Consider the following 16,109-nt stretch of genomic DNA (forward strand, 5'->3'; position numbering starts at 1 on the left):
TTTATCGTTTGCTGCGCACTGTTCACATACTGGTGCTACGTTTTGGTAGTTACTCTGGGAGGTGATAAAGATAAAGACTACTATTCTCCAACGGAAGGTAAGCATCCTTACTACGATCCGAAAATCTACAAAAATGAAGGTTAATTAATTGGTTATATAGTAAAAAGCCGATCAAATAATTTATTTGGTCGGCTTTTTTATTTAACGGTTAAAATTACTTTTTAGTCATGTATCGGAAGAACCAGAACAGGAACTTTAGAATCCTTTGTGATGCCTTTTGTTAAGCTTCCCACGAAAACATCATAAATCCCGCTTCTTCCGTGTGATCCCATCACGATAAAATCAGCTTTTTTATCTTCTGCATGTTCCAGAATAATATCTTTTGCAATTCCCTGTTTCAGAATATGTTCGCAGTCTACATCATGTGCCAGAATTCTCTGCTGAATCTTGTTCAGCTGAACAAGTTCTTCCCGGATCTCATTTTCCTCAACTTCCGGAAAATACTGAAATCCCATATCTCCTATGGCAAAGCCAATATCCGATGGCGCAACGTGAATGATATAAATTCTGCCGTTAACCTGCTTAGCAAATTTTACGGCTCCTTCCAAAAGCTGTTCTGTCTTGTCCCCAAAATCTACGGGTAATACAATATTTACCATAACCTTTAATTTTGTTTACTAAAGATAGGAAAATTATGCCAGAAATTATGTTAAATTACTTATAATATTCGGATGTCAAGAACTTTTTCTTCTTCCAGATAAGCTTCCAGAACATCATTTTCTTCCACTTTACCTACCCCTTTCGGAGTTCCGGTGAAAATAAGATCTCCCACTCTTAAAGTAAAATACTGCGATACAAAAGCAATAATATCATCAATGGAGAACATCATGTCTTTCGTATTTCCATCCTGTACCTTTTCCTTGTTTTTCAGTAAAGAAAAATTCAGCGACTCCAGATTGAAATTTTCTTTTTTAAAGAAATTTCCCACTACAGCAGAACCGTCAAAACCTTTCGCCAGTTCCCAAGGCAGTCCTTTGGATTTCAGCTCACTCTGAAGATCTCTTGCCGTAAAATCAATTCCCAGCCCGATTTCCTCATAATGCTTGTGTGCTGTTTCTTTCTGGATGTATTTTCCGCCTTTTGATATTTTTACAACAACCTCCAGTTCGTAATGTACATCCTCTGAAAACTCAGGAATGTAAAAATCATTTCCCTTCAAAACCGCTGTATCCGGCTTCATAAAAATAACCGGTCTTTCCGGGATTTCGTTGCCCAGTTCTTTTGCGTGTTCGCTGTAATTTCTTCCTATACAGATTATTTTCATACTCTTTTACTTTGTCTTTGAGAGAATCGAATGCGACGAAGCAATCTCAGTCTCACATTATTTAATAAATTTTTATTTTCAACGATCGTAAGCTTCCATCCTCCAATTTTCTTTCTTTTTTTGGAGCTTTTTCCCGCTTTCCGCTGTATCTTTTGTTCCGCTTTGCTTCACAAAAGGATGCCGCTGCAATCGAGGCTATGAGAAGGAAACGGTTAATTTCTACGAGTTAATCATGAATTTTCCAATATATAACATTTATTTGTAAAAGAAAATTCATTTCTCATCGATTAGAAATCATCAATCATCAATTATCAATCATCACTTATCACTTATCACTCATAATAAAAGACCACCCCGTCAAAAATTCATTCGAATTTTCGCCACCCATTTGCTGAGTGAAACGCCTTTAGGAAAAGAAAATATACACAATATTTTATTGTTTTTTTTTTATTGCTTTCTTGCTTTTCGCTGTATCTTTCAATCATCAATCATCAATCATCAATCATCAATCATCAATCATCAATCATCACTTATCACTTATCAATCATAATAAAAGGCCACCCCGTCAAAAATTCAAATGCTCCGGAGGAGGGGAATTGTAACGGCTTTTTCAACATTATCTTGTCGTACAAATACTAATAACAAAGATACTATCATTTGCTGAGTGAAGCGCCCTTGCGAACGGAAAATATCCACAATACCTTCAAAAAAATATTGCGATCATTGCGTTAAAAAAACATTACGTCACTTTCTAAAACCATTAATGCGTAAACTCATTCCCGCAATAATAACAGACAAATTTATGGCTCGTTAAAATCGAAATTCCGAAAAAACTGGTTGCACTGTCGTCCCTGTAAATATGGTTAGAACCACATTTCGGACAAACGAAATCAAATTCAGGATCTGCAATGGTGTGTTCCACTTCCAGAGAAAATTCTTCGTTTTCCCTGTAATCTTTCAATGCCTGATTGGCTTTTTCAAGATCCTCTTCAAAAACCTGCAACTGAATTCCGCCAACCGCCTGAGAAAGCAGCCAGTCCGACTGGATCAGTTGTTCGTTTGCAATAAAACTGTTGATGCCGCTTTCCGCAAGAATCTGTTTGTCCCGGTTCGCCTGAAGCGCCGTTTCATAAAATTTGAATTTAACAAGCTCACTCATTATTTAAAACTTGCTTGATAATTGAATTTTCGTGAAAACCTTTTTGGTATACAATGGAAAATCAGCGTTCTGAAGCCATCCATAATAACCAAGGTCTTTCTGGAAAACAGATTTTACCGTTTGTCCCTTATATTTTCCGAAAGCAAAAATTTCCTGTCCGTTTTCGTTGAAGTGAATCATTCCGGCAAGATCCGCGAATTTGTTCTGAGAAGAAAAATTGCTTAATTCTGCGATTTCGTTTGGTACGTCATCATATTTTCCGACCTGCGCATCAAGTACTTCGAAAGTTGCCATAACATCGGCTTCCGCAGAATGGGCGTTTTCCAGTGTTTTTCCGCAATAAAACTGATAGGCAGCGCCTAAATTTCGGGGTTCTTTTTTAAAGAAAATGGTCTGCGCATCAACCAGTTTGAATTTATTCAAATCAAAATCAGACTCGGCGCGAAGCAGCTCTTCCGCTAACAACGGAACATCGAATCTGTTGGAATTGAAACCTCCTAAATCCGCACCGGTAATCATTTCCATCACTTTTGGAGCAATTTCTTTAAAGGTGGGCGCATCTTTTACATCTTCATCATAAATTCCGTGGATTTCGCTGCATTCTTTCGGGATCGGCATTTCAGGATTTACCCTCCATGTTTTGCTTTCTCTTGATGCATCCGGATTTACTTTTAAAATACAGATTTCAACAATACGGTCTTTCCCGATGTTCGTTCCTGTTGTTTCCAGATCAAAAATGCAGAGCGGTTTATGTAGTTTTAAATTCATTTTTTATAATTTGAAAATTCGAGAATGTGTTAATTTGAGAATGGATTTAAACGTCCATTATTCAACACATAAATTTATTTAAGTTGTTTTTGAAATATAATTGAGATTAAAATATAATAAAGAATCACCATCGGGATTCCGACCGTTTTAAAGATAGCTAAAATAATAACAGAACCGACCAGTAAAGCTATTTTAGGATAATTGTCCTGCAGTTTCATCGATTTGAATTTCATCGCGATCATTTTTATCGGTGAGATTAAAAGCCAGGAAGAAATTACGGTTAAAATAATCAATGCAAATTCATTATTCAGTAGAAATTCAAAACTTTGATTTTCTTTGAAAGCGTAAAACAGTCCGAAAATTAAAATTGTGTTTGATGGCGTATTCAATCCTTTAAAATAATATTTCTGATCTTCATCCAGATTAAAAATGGCAAGTCTTAAACAGGAAAATAATGTAATCAGCAATCCGAAATATTGAATCTCAAACGGTAGGGCAATTCCAAAGAGGTTTGTTCCAAACGGTTCAAGCATTTTAAACATCGCCAGTCCCGGAACCAGTCCGAAGCTCACCATATCTGCCAAAGAATCCAGTTGGGTTCCAAGATTGGAATTCGCCTTTAACGCTCTTGCTGTAAAACCATCAAAGAAATCCAGAATCAGAGAAAGCACGATGCAAATCGCAGTCGTCTGATAATCTCCTGAAATAAGATGAATGGCGCCGATACATCCGGAAAGCAGATTTCCTAAGGTAATGGCATTGGCAAGATTATTTTTAATAAAATTCATAGGCACAAAATTAATAAATTAAAGTAACAAAGCGTTAATTAAACGGCGCATCAATTATTGTGGATTGATAAGCTGTTGCAGGGAGATATTGTTAAATTAATTCGAATTTAGTGTAAATTTGCACCATGAAATTGTTTAAAGAATTTAGAAAACAGGAAGTTCTGGTACTTTTGTACAGAATTTTTTTAGCCTATTTTTTCTATCAGATCGCAAGATTTTTATTCTGGTACTTTAATAAAGACTTAATAAAAATCGATTCTGTTTCAGATTATTTCAGTTTGTCTTTCCATGGGATTGCGTTCGATACAACGGCGATTTTATATGTAAATGCCCTTTTTATTCTTCTGAGCATCATTCCTGTCATCATCAACACTAAAAAAAGCTACCAGACATTTCTTTTCTGGCTGTATTTTATCACTAACGGAATTGCCTATGCGATGAATTTCGGAGATATGGTGTATTTCAGGTTTTCGCAGATGAGACTTACTTCTGCCGCGTTACAGGTTGCACAGCATGAAAGCAATATTTTTAAGGTCTTTACGACTTCCGTTGCTCAGAATCCTTTTGTTCTGATTGGATTTATAGGTTTGATGATACTCTGGATTTTTCTTTATAAAAAAATAAAAGTTCAGGAAAACAAGCCTGAAAAACGGGTTCCGTATTTTATTTGGTCTGTGATAACGCTTTGCATAACGGCTGTTTTGGCTGTCGGTGGAATTCGCGGAGACTTTAAGCACAGCACAAGACCCATCAATCTGGTGGATGCCAATCGTTTCGTAAAAATTCCGGCGCAGGGAAATGTCGTTTTGAACAGTACGTTTTCCTTTTTCCGAACTTTAAATACGAATAATTTTAAGGAAGTTCATTTTGTAGATGAAAAATTTATTGAACAGAACATTCATCCTTATAAAGAATACAACAGAGAAGTTACAGAAAAACCAAATATTGTTATTTTTATTGTAGAATCCTTCGGAAGAGAATATTCAGGAGCATTCAATAAAGATAAAAATATCAAAGATTACGTTTCTTACACTCCGTTTATCGACAGTTTAGCGGGGCAGAGCTTAATTTTCCCGAACACTTTTGCCAACGGAAGACAGTCGATTCACGGGATGAGCTCCGTTCTTGCCGGAATTCCTAGTTTAACGGACGCTTTTACAAGTTCGCCCTATTCCAACCAGAAAATCCAGTCCATTGTTTCTGTCTGCAACGAAATGGGATACGATACTTCTTTCTATCACGGCGCTCCGAATGGTTCCATGGGATTTTTGGGCTTTGGAAACATCTTAGGATTCAAACATTATTTTGGAAAGACCGAATATAATAATGATAATGATTTCGATGGAATCTGGGCAATCTGGGATGAACCTTTTTTACAGTATTTTGCTAAGAATGTAGGGAAAAAACAGCCTTTCATGACAACCGTATTCACGGCATCTTCACATCATCCGTTTAAAATCCCTGAAAAATACAACGGAAAATTTAAAAAAGGAAAAATTCAGATGCATGAACCTATTCAATATACGGATTATGCGATCAGAAAGTATTTCGAAACAGCTAAAAAACAGCCCTGGTTCAATAATACCATCTTTGTTTTTACGGGAGATCACACCAACGAAATTTATTATCCGGAATACGATAAAACAATGAATCGTTTCGCAGTGCCTTTAATCTTTTATTCACCAAATCCTGCGTATAATTTAAAAGGCGTAAATCCTGAACTCGCGCAGCAGATTGATATTTATCCTACGCTTGCCGATTTAATCGGCTATCATAAAAAAATCAGAAGCTGGGGAAGAAGTCTGGTGAGCGAGAAGCAGTATTCGCCCATTATTGCCAATTCAGACGGAACGGTGGAGCAGTTTATCATCGGGAATTACATCTACCGTTTCGATGGAAAAGAGATTGTGGGGATCTTTGATCAGTCTGATTTAGGATTGGAAAAAAATCTGATGGATCAGTTGAGATCTGATCCGGAAGCGCAAAAAGGAAAACAAATTGCCAAAGCCTGGTATCAGGATTATATGGATCGGGTGATAAACAGAAAAATGAATTAAATCATAATGAATTGATTCTCATTACTAAATGTTGTACTAGATATTGTGTTTTACCACTTTTTGTCCTGATTTTTTGGTATATATCTTGTAATCTATGTGAAGGATAATAAAATTTTTTGTTGTTTTAAAATTAATTTATATTTTTAGCAATAATAGACAACGAAATTATTTTATTGAAATTAAAACTATAAGAAATATGAGAAAATTATTGTTAACCTTCGCGCTTTCATTATTCGGAGTAATGTCTTTTGCGCAGATTGAAGGAAAATGGAAAACCATAGATGACGAAACAAAACAGGCTAAATCTATTGTTGAGATCTATAAAAAAGGAGATCAGTATTTCGGGAGAATTTCCCAGTTGCTGATAAAACCGGCAAACCCAAACTGTACGGAATGTAAAGACGACAGAAAAAACAAGCCTATTCAGGGAATGGAAATCATCAGAAACCTAAAAAAGGATGGGGATGAATTTACAGGAGGTACGATTACAGATCCTAAAACAGGAAAAACGTACAAGTGTACGATCACAAGAAGCGGCGATAATCTGAATGTGAGAGGATATATTGGTTTATCTTTCATCGGAAGATCACAGACCTGGCAGAAAGTTAATTAACCGGAATTAAATAAAAATTAATAAGCGGCATTTCATTAAATGAAATGTCGTTTTTGTTATGTAAATAATAAAAAAACACTACTTTTGTACTCTAAATTTTTCAAATAAATATGGCAGAATATACTTTTCGTGAGGTAATTGCACAGGCAATGAGCGAGGAAATGCGTAAAGACGAATCCATCTATTTAATGGGGGAGGAAGTTGCAGAATATAACGGTGCATATAAGGCTTCAAAAGGAATGCTGGATGAATTTGGTGCTAAAAGAGTAATCGATACACCAATTGCTGAGCTTGGTTTCGCAGGGATTTCTGTGGGAGCTGCAATGAATGGTAACAGACCGATCGTAGAATTTATGACGTTCAACTTCTCTTTGGTGGGGATTGATCAGATTATCAATAACGCTGCAAAAATCCGCCAGATGAGTGGAGGACAGTGGAACTGCCCGATCGTTTTCCGTGGTCCTACAGCTTCTGCAGGTCAGTTGGGAGCAACGCACTCTCAGGCTTTCGAAAGCTGGTATGCCAACTGTCCGGGATTAAAAGTGGTCGTTCCTTCAAATCCTTACGATGCGAAAGGATTATTAAAAACAGCAATTCAGGATAATGATCCGGTAATTTTCATGGAATCTGAGCAGATGTATGGAGACAAAATGGAAATTCCTGAAGAAGAATACTATTTACCTATCGGAAAAGCAGATATCAAAAGAGAAGGTTCTGATGTAACGCTGGTTTCTTTCGGAAAAATCATGAAGCTTGCCATTCAGGCTGCTGAAGATTTGGCTAAAGAAGGTATTTCTGTAGAAGTTATCGATCTTAGAACCGTTCGTCCGTTGGATTATGATACTGTTTTGGCATCCGTTAAAAAGACAAACAGACTGGTTGTTTTGGAAGAAGCATGGCCATTTGGTTCTGTAGCGTCTGAAATCACTTACATGGTTCAGCAGAAAGCATTCGATTATCTGGATGCTCCAATTAAGAGAATTACAACTCCTGATGCTCCTGCTCCTTACTCCGCAGCTTTATTTGCAGAGTGGTTCCCGAAGCTTGAAAAAGTAAAAGAAGAGATCAAAAAAGCAATGTACGTTAAGTAATTACACGATTATAGAAAAAAACTTCCGAAAGGAAGTTTTTTCATTTATTATATTCATGAAGAAAAATTCATGGGGATGTAAATTTGGCTTAAATTTGCGCGTTTAAAAATTAAATTAGCTGGTATGGCAGAAGTTACAGAAGGCGGTCATCATTTTGACATCAAAAAGCTTTCTTTCATTGGAATTTTAGTGTCACTCGGAATTGTATTCGGAGATATCGGTACTTCTCCGCTTTACGTTATGAAAGCGATTGTTAATGCAAGAGGAGAAGGAAGTACGATGCCTTTCAATGAGTATATCGAAGGGGCGTTGTCCTGTATTATCTGGACACTTACACTTCAGACAACAATTAAATATGTGATCATTGCTCTTAGAGCAGACAACAAAGGAGAAGGGGGAATTTTAGCATTGTTTTCTCTGGTTAAAAATCTTAAAAAAGGCTGGCTCTATCTTATCGCTATCGTAGGAGCTGCCGCGCTTATTGCAGACGGAGTAATCACACCTTCGCTTACGGTAATGTCTGCAATTGAAGGTCTTGAAATTTATAATCCGGATACCCCGGTTGTTCCGATCACCATTGCGATTCTTATTATGATCTTCGTGGTTCAGCAGTTTGGTACGAGCTTTATCGGGAAATTCTTCGGACCTGTAATGGTAATCTGGTTTCTCGTTTTGGGAGGTTTGGGATTATCCCATTTGAGCGAAAATCTTGAGATTTTAAGATCTTTCAATCCATATTATGCCTATAAACTTATTGCCAACTCTCCGAGCGCAATTGTAATTTTAGGAGCGGTTTTCCTTTGTACTACAGGAGCGGAAGCACTTTATTCCGACTTAGGACACTGCGGAGCCAAAAATATCCGTGTAAGCTGGGCATTTGTAAAAATCATGCTGATCTTAAATTATCTTGGACAGGGAGCATGGCTTTTAACCAATTACGGTAAACCGGGCTTTTCGGTAATAAATCCTTTCTTCGGGATCATGGAAGAGTGGATGGTTGTTCCGGGAGTTATTCTGGCTACAGCGGCGGCAATTATTGCCAGTCAGGCTTTAATTACAGGATCATTTACCATTTTCTCAGAGGCAATGTCCTTAAATTTATGGCCTAACCAGAAAATTGATTATCCTTCCGGAGTAAAAGGACAAATGTACATCCCAAGAATTAACTGGGGGCTTTTACTATTCTGTATTGTGGTGGTTCTTCACTTCAAAGAATCAGGAAAAATGGAAGCAGCGTACGGTTTATCCATTACGGTAACCATGTTAATGACCACGGTGCTTTTAGTTTATTGGTTATTAAAACATAGAGTAAACAAAGCGTTAATCCTTGTTTTTGCGTTTGTTTATATGGCAATCGAATTAGGTTTCTTTAGTGCAAACGTAATCAAATTCATGGAAGGAGGATGGATTACGGTCGTATTGGCTGGATCTATCGGAGTTTGTATGTATGCTTGGTACAACGGAAGATCTATTAAAACAAAATTCATCAAATTTATTAAGCTTGAGACCTATATTCCGATCATTAAAGATATGAAGCTTGATGAAACAATTCCTAAATATGCGACTAACTTAGCGTATTTAAGCCGTGCGAAGAGAAATGATGAGATCGAATCGAAGATTATTTATTCAATCATCAAGAAACAGCCGAAAAGAGCCGATCATTATTTCATATTAAGCATTACCAATCAGGAAGATCCATATACTTTTAAATATGCAGTAGACGAAGTTCTTCCGGGAACGATCTATAAAATTAACTTCATGTTAGGATTTAAGATAGACCGAAGAATTAACGATTATTTCGATATGGTTCTCAGAGATCTGATGGCAGACGGAACAATTCCTTCAAGAAGCAGCCATCCTTCATTAAGAGCGCATAATATTCCGCCGGATCTGAAATACGTGATTATAGACAATACCTATATCAACGATATTCTTCTTACTGTTAAAGAGAAAATAATCCTTAACATCTACAATTTCGTTAAATATATCGGAAGCGACGACTTTAAAGCATGGGGAATCACTTCCCACAACGTTGTGGTAGAATCTGCGCCTATGACGGAAGACTGCGTTGGAAAATCCAAAATCGAGCAGTGCGAATTTATCCGCCACAAAGGTTAAATTCTTTAACACATCAGGACAATTTGTATTTAAATAAAAATCAATAAATTTGTAGATAAATTTTTTGATGGATACGATACAAAAAGAAAAAAATATTGCGCTGATAAAGGATGTTTTAAGAAACTATTTATTGGAAAAAGGTTTCAGAAACACGCCTGAAAGATATACAATACTTGAAGAAATATACGGTATGGATCATCACTTCAATGTGGATGATCTGTACCTTTTAATGTTGCAGAAAAAATACCACGTTTCCAAAGCAACAATCTACAATACAATTGAAATTTTCCTTGATGCAGGACTCATCCGTAAGCATCAGTTCGGAGAAAAAACACTCACTTCTTCCTCTTACGAAAAATCTTATTTTGATAAACAGCACGATCATTTAGTCGTGTACAAAAAAGATTCAGATAAGGAAATTGAAGAGATCATCGAGTTTTGTGATCCGAGAATTCAAGGGATTAAAGAAGCAATTGAACAGGCATTTGGCGTAAAAATTGATTCCCATTCGCTGTATTTTTATGGCACAAAGAATGATTAATCAATTCATGAGACTATTTGCTTTATTCCTAGTCTCTGTTTCAACGTTTTTATTTGCACAGAACCAGCCGAAAACTCTGCAAAAAGATCCTTATTTTACCAACACGACTCCTCAAAAAAATGCTCCGCCTGCTGAAAAGGTGAAGCACATCCATTCTGATGAATTAAGAAAGGATGATAAATACGACGGAAATAATTATTTCGTGGGGAATGTACAGTTTTCGCATCAGGGTTCTTTGCTGAATGCGGATCTTGTAATTGTATATGAAGAACAGAATTTCATCAAAGCCATCGGAAATGTAAAATTACAGAACGCCGATGGTTCAGTAATTACAGCCGATGAAATGGAGTACGACGGAAATACACAAAAAGGAATTGCCCGGAAAAATGTAGTTCTTACCGATCCGAAAGGAACGGTGATAAAAACGGAAACCATGTATTACGACCGACTTTCCAATCAGGCATATTACAATACCGGAGGAACCATTAACGACGGGAAAAGTACAACGTATTCCAAAACAGCAACCTATTTTCTTACAACCAGAACGATTGATCTTTCGGGAAGAGTGAAAATAGAAGATGCCCAATATATTCTGGAAGGAGACAATGTGGTTCAGAACCAGAATACAAACATTGTAAACATCAACGGACCGACAACGATCATCAACAAGAAAAATCCTAAAAACCGAATCGTTACCGATAAAGGAAATTATAATACGAATACGAAGGAAGCTTTCTTATACAAAAACTCCAGAGTATATTACAACGATAAAATCCTTACCGGAGATGAAATGTATTACAACCAGTTGTCCGGTTTTGGAAAAGCAACAGGAAATGTAACGCTGGATGATCCGAACGAAAGAAGATTCATAAAAGGAGGTTACGGAGAAATTTACGAAAAGAAAGATTCTGCCATGATGACCAAAAATCCGTATGCAGTAAAGGCTCTGGAAAAAGATTCGATGTACTTTGCGGCAGAAAAAATTATTTCTTTTCAAAAACCGGATCCAGAAGATATCAAGGTGAAGAAAAGTTTTCTTAGGGCGTATAAAAAAGGACGTTTTTATAAATCCAATGCACAGGGAAGAGCAGATTCCATCGCTTTCAATGAAACAGACGGGGTTCTTCACATGTATACCAACCCAATTCTTTGGAGCAACGGAAAGCAGGTGACTGGAGATAAAGTTGAAGCTTATTTTAATACCCAAAAAGAAAATATAGATTCCTTAAAAGTTATCGGGAATGCTTTTGCCATCAGTAAAGTCGATTCTCTGAATATGAAAGACGAATTCAATCAGGTAAAAGGCAAACTGATGACGGTTTATTACGGAGAAGATAACAACATCAAAGAAGCAAAAGTAATCGGAAATGCTCAGGCAATTACCTATTCAGATGATGAAAACGAGCAGACAAAGGAAAAAGAAAGGATAGGAATTTCTCTCACTTCATGCGGTATTATTGATGCTGTTTTTGAAGAAAAAATGCTGTATGTTGTTGCCTGTAATATTGGTGCGGCATCAGACACGTATCCTATGAGTATGATAGAACCCGAAAGGCGGAAGTTTCCGGATTTCAACTGGAATACCAAAGACCGGATTTTGAAATGGCGGGATATCCTCGTGGATACACCGAATTATGAGGAAGTGAAATACGAAGCAGACAATACACTTTATAACAAAGCTCAGGAAGCAGTAGAAAAAGCTAAAGCCAAAGAAGAAGCGAAAAAGCCGAAACGTGTAAGAAGATAATTCGTATTTTTTTTAAGCTAAAAAGCCGAAAAATATAAATAATCACCATTTTATTCATTTAAAATGGTGATTTATTTTTATAAAACTCCCTGAAACAAGTCGGTAGCTCATATTTTCTTTAAAAAAATTAAACTTTTTTAAAGTGTTTTATTCAAAAATCTGTGAAGCGGAAAGCCTCATGACTATTCGGTTTTTCAATTAATAAATTTTCATGGTTTGTTGAATTGATTTGCGATGTTGTTATTGAATGTAAATATTTTTTATTGAATGTGTATTTTAATTGTTTTTTTTCTATATATTTACCTAAGAATATATGAAACTATATTAATATTTTGTGATTTGGTGGTATTGCCCGCAGTTTTCTGCGGGCAATTTTTTTATTCTGTCCGTTTCATTTCGGAGTTTGCCGAATCTTTTATAGTTTTGCTAAAATTTTGGAACAATGGAAATGCAAAAGGATTTTTTTATATATCAGGCTCAGACGACAAAGTTTGCTGCTGGTTTTGAAGTGGAAAAGGCGGAAGGAAGTTATATTTATGGCAAAGACGGAAGAAGATATCTGGATTTTGTAGCGGGAGTTTCTGCCAATACTTTAGGACATTCCCATCCAAAAGTAGTTGATGCCATTAAGGAACAGGCTGAAAAATATCTTCACGTCATGGTTTACGGAGAATATGCACAGGAAAAGCCAGTAGCTTTATGTAAACTGTTGGCAGAAGCTACTCCCGATCCTTTAGAAATTACTTACCTGGTAAACAGCGGTGCAGAAGCGATCGATGGAAGTCTGAAACTGGCAAAAAGATATACCGGAAGAGAAGAAATTGTTTCATTCAAAAACTCTTACCACGGAAATACACACGGTGCGTTAAGTGTATCCGGAAATGAATTTCATAAAAGAGAATTTCGTCCGTTATTGCCAATGGTTTCGTTCATTGAATTTAACAGCGAAAAAGATTTCGATAAAATTACCGAGAAAACAGCCTGTGTTATTTTAGAAACCATTCAGGGTGCAGCAGGATTTTTAGTTCCTAATGATGATTATTTAATTAAACTAAAAAAGAGATGTGAAGAAGTAGGAGCATTATTAATTCTGGATGAAATTCAGCCGGGATTCGGAAGAACCGGAAAGCTTTTTTCTTTTGAGCATTTCGGTATCGTTCCAGATATTCTTGTTATGGGAAAAGGAATGGGAGGCGGAGTTCCTGTAGGAGCTTTTATGAGTTCACGTAAAATTATGGAAACACTGTCTCATTCTCCGAAATTAGGACACATCACAACTTTCGGAGGAAATCCGCTTATTGCGGCTTCCAGTTATGCAACTTTAAAGGAAGTTCTGGAAAGCGGTCTGATGAATGAAGTGGAAGAAAAAGAACAACTATACAGAAGTCTTCTGGTTCATCCAAAAATAAAAAACATTAACGGAAAAGGGCTTATGTTGGCTGTAAATCTCGGATCTCCCGAATATACTTTAGACGTAGCGAAAAGATGTATGGAAAAAGGACTGATTGTTTTCTGGCAGCTTTACCGAAATGAATATCTGAGAATTTCTCCTCCGCTTACCATTTCTAAAGAAGAAATAGCAGAAGGATGTAAAATTATCCTTGACGTATTAAATAATTTGTAGGAAACAAAAATTATTTTTACTTTCGCACCGTTTTAAAAAAATAATAACTAATGAAAAAAATTATTCTCGTTGCAGGACTAGGGTTTGCAACAATCATGGGAACTCAGTCTTGCAGTTCTTCTACGGATGATTCTATCCACACCACTACCGTTAATGAAGATAAAGCTAACATTAAAAAAACAATCGACGGTTTTTACAGCAAACTGAATACAATGGATGATGGAGATCTTTCAAAATTCATTTTGTACTCAATGTTTAACAATACCGCTCAGGAATTTGATGACAGTTATCTGAACAATGTTGTAGAAGGCTGGGAAAATCAGTTTGGAGAAGCGCTTATCAATAACAAGCTTCAGTTTGCCAACAGATTAGGAACGTATACTTACAACAATGCAAACGGAACCTGGACAAAAATTGCCAATTCTTCCAATGTTGTATTGAAATTTCCGTCCGTAGCCAATTCTTCTGTAATCGATAGTGAATTAACTCTTTCGTCGTACACAGATATTCAGACAAGTTACAATTCTGAAGTAGTTTGGTTGCCTAAAACCTTTAATCTTGTATTGAAAAGAAGCGGAAATACAGTGTTTAGCATGGATTTATCCAATGTAACATTTGATAACAGTACGAATTTCAGTATGCCGATTAGTGCAAATATTCAGATTTTTGCATCACCAATGACGCAGAATATTGTATGGACAAGAAACAGCGCTAAAGATTTCCAGTTCAAGTATAACAATACAATTCCTCAGGGATCTTCAAGCGAAGTGATTGCCAATGTAATCTTAAAACATTCTGATTACGCCAATATCTCTTCAAAAGACGACTTTAAAACTATTTCAGGTTCTATTAAAGAAGGAGATCTTAAAATTGTTGCAACCATGAATGTTGAAGCTCTTGCTCCGCTTGCAGATCCTACCGATGCGCAGATTAATAATAATACAAAAGGAGAAGTATTTTATTTAGGGCAAAAAATCGGAGATCTTGTTTACAAAACAGTAAATGGAGAAGGAGAGTTCTTTATTGTATATTTCGATGGATCATCGGAAAATACAGATGTTTACATCGGTGATTTCGAGCAAAAAGTTAAAGCTATTTTTGCTAATTATCTTTAATAATTAATACAAAAAACATACATCTCAAAGGTTTCACCAGATCTTTGAGATGTTTTTTATTATGAAACGAATTATTTCAATTTTTTTGCTGGTACTTTCTGCTTCAGTTTTTGCACAGGCTCAAAATGATAGTTTATTTGCTATTCCTAGAAATCAGGTCGGAATTAGTCTCAATAAATTCATTAAATCTGTATTTGCTTCCGATGATAACGCAATGATTATTAATTATCGGTATTCGGGGAAAAACAAATGGTCTTACAGAACCGGATTTGATTTTAAGAATGACGACAGCGAAGGCGGATATTCTCAATTCGCTTTTAAACTTGGGATCGACAGAAATCTGAAAAGATACAGAAGATGGAATTTTTACTACGGAGCAGATTACTTCTTCAGATATTCCAATTACAAAAACATTAATAAACCGCAGTATGATAATGGTTTAGGCGTGTTTTTAGGAGTACAGTATTTTCTTTCTCCTCATTTCTCCCTTTCTACGGAACCAATGTTGTATTACAAATATATTTATGTAGTAGACCGTTCAAGTTTTCAGAAAGATAATAAAACGGCATGGTCAGAAACAGGATTCGGGAGAATAGGTTTTGTGGAACTCAATTTTCATTTTTAAAATAATACAGCTCTTCATCCGAAGAGTTTTTTTATGCCCTTAAAGTAGAGTTATTATGTTAAAAGAATAATTAAACATCTATTTAAAAATCTCTGACAAATATCATGAAGATTGTGCAAAAAAGTAAACACATTTTTGTGTAATAAAAAAATTAATTTATATATTGCGGAACGATTAAAACAAAGATTATATGGCGAAACATAAAGTCCATTACGAATTCCCAATGCATTGTTTATCAGAGATTTTATATGAATATCTGGCAACGGCGGAAGGGTTGTCTGAATGGTTTGCAGATGATGTGACAGAGAAAGGTGATGACTTCTTTTTCAGCTGGGGTGGAGGTCCTTCTGAGAAGGCTACTTTAATAAGATATAAGCCTGAAGGTTTCGTACGTTTCCGATGGGAAGAAGACGAAGGAACCAAGAACTTCTTTGAAATGACGATCGCAATAGACGACATTACAGAAGACCTGTCTCTTAATATTACAGATTTCTGTGAAGAAGGAGATGAAGAAGAAAACGCAATGTACTGGGAAAATC

At 36.2% G+C, this 16,109-nt stretch carries 15 protein-coding genes; 10 read left to right on the forward strand and 5 right to left on the reverse strand.

Features of this window, described 5'->3' with window-relative positions; all coding sequences use genetic code 11:
* Nucleotides 1-221: 221 nt before the first annotated feature.
* From WFK35_RS11635 to WFK35_RS11655, 5 genes are all read right to left on the reverse strand, one after another.
* Nucleotides 222-659: a universal stress protein gene (locus WFK35_RS11635; RefSeq protein WP_214590723.1), complete on the reverse strand. Its 438-nt coding sequence runs from the start codon at nucleotides 657-659 to the stop codon at nucleotides 222-224.
* A 59-nt stretch (nucleotides 660-718) separates the two neighbouring features.
* A complete protein-coding gene (locus WFK35_RS11640) occupies nucleotides 719-1,324 on the reverse strand; it encodes a fumarylacetoacetate hydrolase family protein (protein WP_336732756.1) in 606 nt (201 codons plus the stop codon).
* A 760-nt stretch (nucleotides 1,325-2,084) separates the two neighbouring features.
* The gene (locus tag WFK35_RS11645; RefSeq protein ID WP_108409993.1) at nucleotides 2,085-2,483 is read right to left on the reverse strand and encodes a DUF2007 domain-containing protein; all 399 of its coding nucleotides are present in this window, start codon (nucleotides 2,481-2,483) and stop codon (nucleotides 2,085-2,087) included.
* A 3-nt stretch (nucleotides 2,484-2,486) separates the two neighbouring features.
* On the reverse strand, nucleotides 2,487-3,251 hold the full coding sequence (locus tag WFK35_RS11650; protein WP_336732757.1) for a 3'-5' exonuclease: 765 nt from the start codon (nucleotides 3,249-3,251) through the stop codon (nucleotides 2,487-2,489).
* Between the two features lie 74 nt (nucleotides 3,252-3,325).
* Nucleotides 3,326-4,039 (reverse strand): CDP-alcohol phosphatidyltransferase family protein, encoded by a 714-nt coding sequence (locus WFK35_RS11655; RefSeq protein ID WP_336732758.1) that lies wholly within the window; start codon nucleotides 4,037-4,039, stop codon nucleotides 3,326-3,328.
* Between the two features lie 125 nt (nucleotides 4,040-4,164).
* On the opposite strand from WFK35_RS11655, the gene WFK35_RS11660 reads away from it, so the two are divergent.
* From WFK35_RS11660 to WFK35_RS11705, 10 genes are all read left to right on the forward strand, one after another.
* The gene (locus WFK35_RS11660; RefSeq protein WP_336732759.1) at nucleotides 4,165-6,096 is read left to right on the forward strand and encodes an LTA synthase family protein; all 1,932 of its coding nucleotides are present in this window, start codon (nucleotides 4,165-4,167) and stop codon (nucleotides 6,094-6,096) included.
* 196 nt (nucleotides 6,097-6,292) lie between these two features.
* Nucleotides 6,293-6,709, forward strand: coding sequence for a DUF2147 domain-containing protein (locus WFK35_RS11665; protein WP_214590705.1), 417 nt, complete (start codon nucleotides 6,293-6,295; stop codon nucleotides 6,707-6,709).
* Between the two features lie 110 nt (nucleotides 6,710-6,819).
* Nucleotides 6,820-7,800 (forward strand): pyruvate dehydrogenase complex E1 component subunit beta, encoded by a 981-nt coding sequence (locus WFK35_RS11670; RefSeq protein ID WP_076396100.1) that lies wholly within the window; start codon nucleotides 6,820-6,822, stop codon nucleotides 7,798-7,800.
* 123 nt (nucleotides 7,801-7,923) lie between these two features.
* Complete coding sequence (locus WFK35_RS11675; protein WP_214590704.1) at nucleotides 7,924-9,918, forward strand: KUP/HAK/KT family potassium transporter; 1,995 nt, start codon at nucleotides 7,924-7,926, stop codon at nucleotides 9,916-9,918.
* A gap of 67 nt (nucleotides 9,919-9,985) precedes the next feature.
* Nucleotides 9,986-10,459 carry a Fur family transcriptional regulator gene (locus tag WFK35_RS11680; RefSeq protein ID WP_076396095.1) on the forward strand — a complete coding sequence of 158 codons (474 nt, stop codon included), beginning with the start codon at nucleotides 9,986-9,988 and terminating at the stop codon, nucleotides 10,457-10,459.
* Nucleotides 10,460-10,466: 7 nt separating this feature from the next.
* A complete protein-coding gene (locus WFK35_RS11685) occupies nucleotides 10,467-12,206 on the forward strand; it encodes an OstA-like protein (protein WP_336732761.1) in 1,740 nt (579 codons plus the stop codon).
* A gap of 448 nt (nucleotides 12,207-12,654) precedes the next feature.
* Nucleotides 12,655-13,830: an aspartate aminotransferase family protein gene (locus tag WFK35_RS11690; RefSeq protein WP_336732762.1), complete on the forward strand. Its 1,176-nt coding sequence runs from the start codon at nucleotides 12,655-12,657 to the stop codon at nucleotides 13,828-13,830.
* 50 nt (nucleotides 13,831-13,880) lie between these two features.
* Nucleotides 13,881-14,945 carry a hypothetical protein gene (locus WFK35_RS11695; protein ID WP_214590703.1) on the forward strand — a complete coding sequence of 355 codons (1,065 nt, stop codon included), beginning with the start codon at nucleotides 13,881-13,883 and terminating at the stop codon, nucleotides 14,943-14,945.
* Between the two features lie 61 nt (nucleotides 14,946-15,006).
* Nucleotides 15,007-15,570: an outer membrane beta-barrel protein gene (locus tag WFK35_RS11700; RefSeq protein WP_214590702.1), complete on the forward strand. Its 564-nt coding sequence runs from the start codon at nucleotides 15,007-15,009 to the stop codon at nucleotides 15,568-15,570.
* A gap of 190 nt (nucleotides 15,571-15,760) precedes the next feature.
* A partial coding sequence (locus WFK35_RS11705; protein WP_336732760.1) for an START-like domain-containing protein occupies nucleotides 15,761-16,109 on the forward strand: 349 nt, incomplete at its 3' end.

The organism is Chryseobacterium sp. VD8 (assembly GCF_037149975.1).
Classification (GTDB): domain Bacteria; phylum Bacteroidota; class Bacteroidia; order Flavobacteriales; family Weeksellaceae; genus Chryseobacterium; species Chryseobacterium indicum.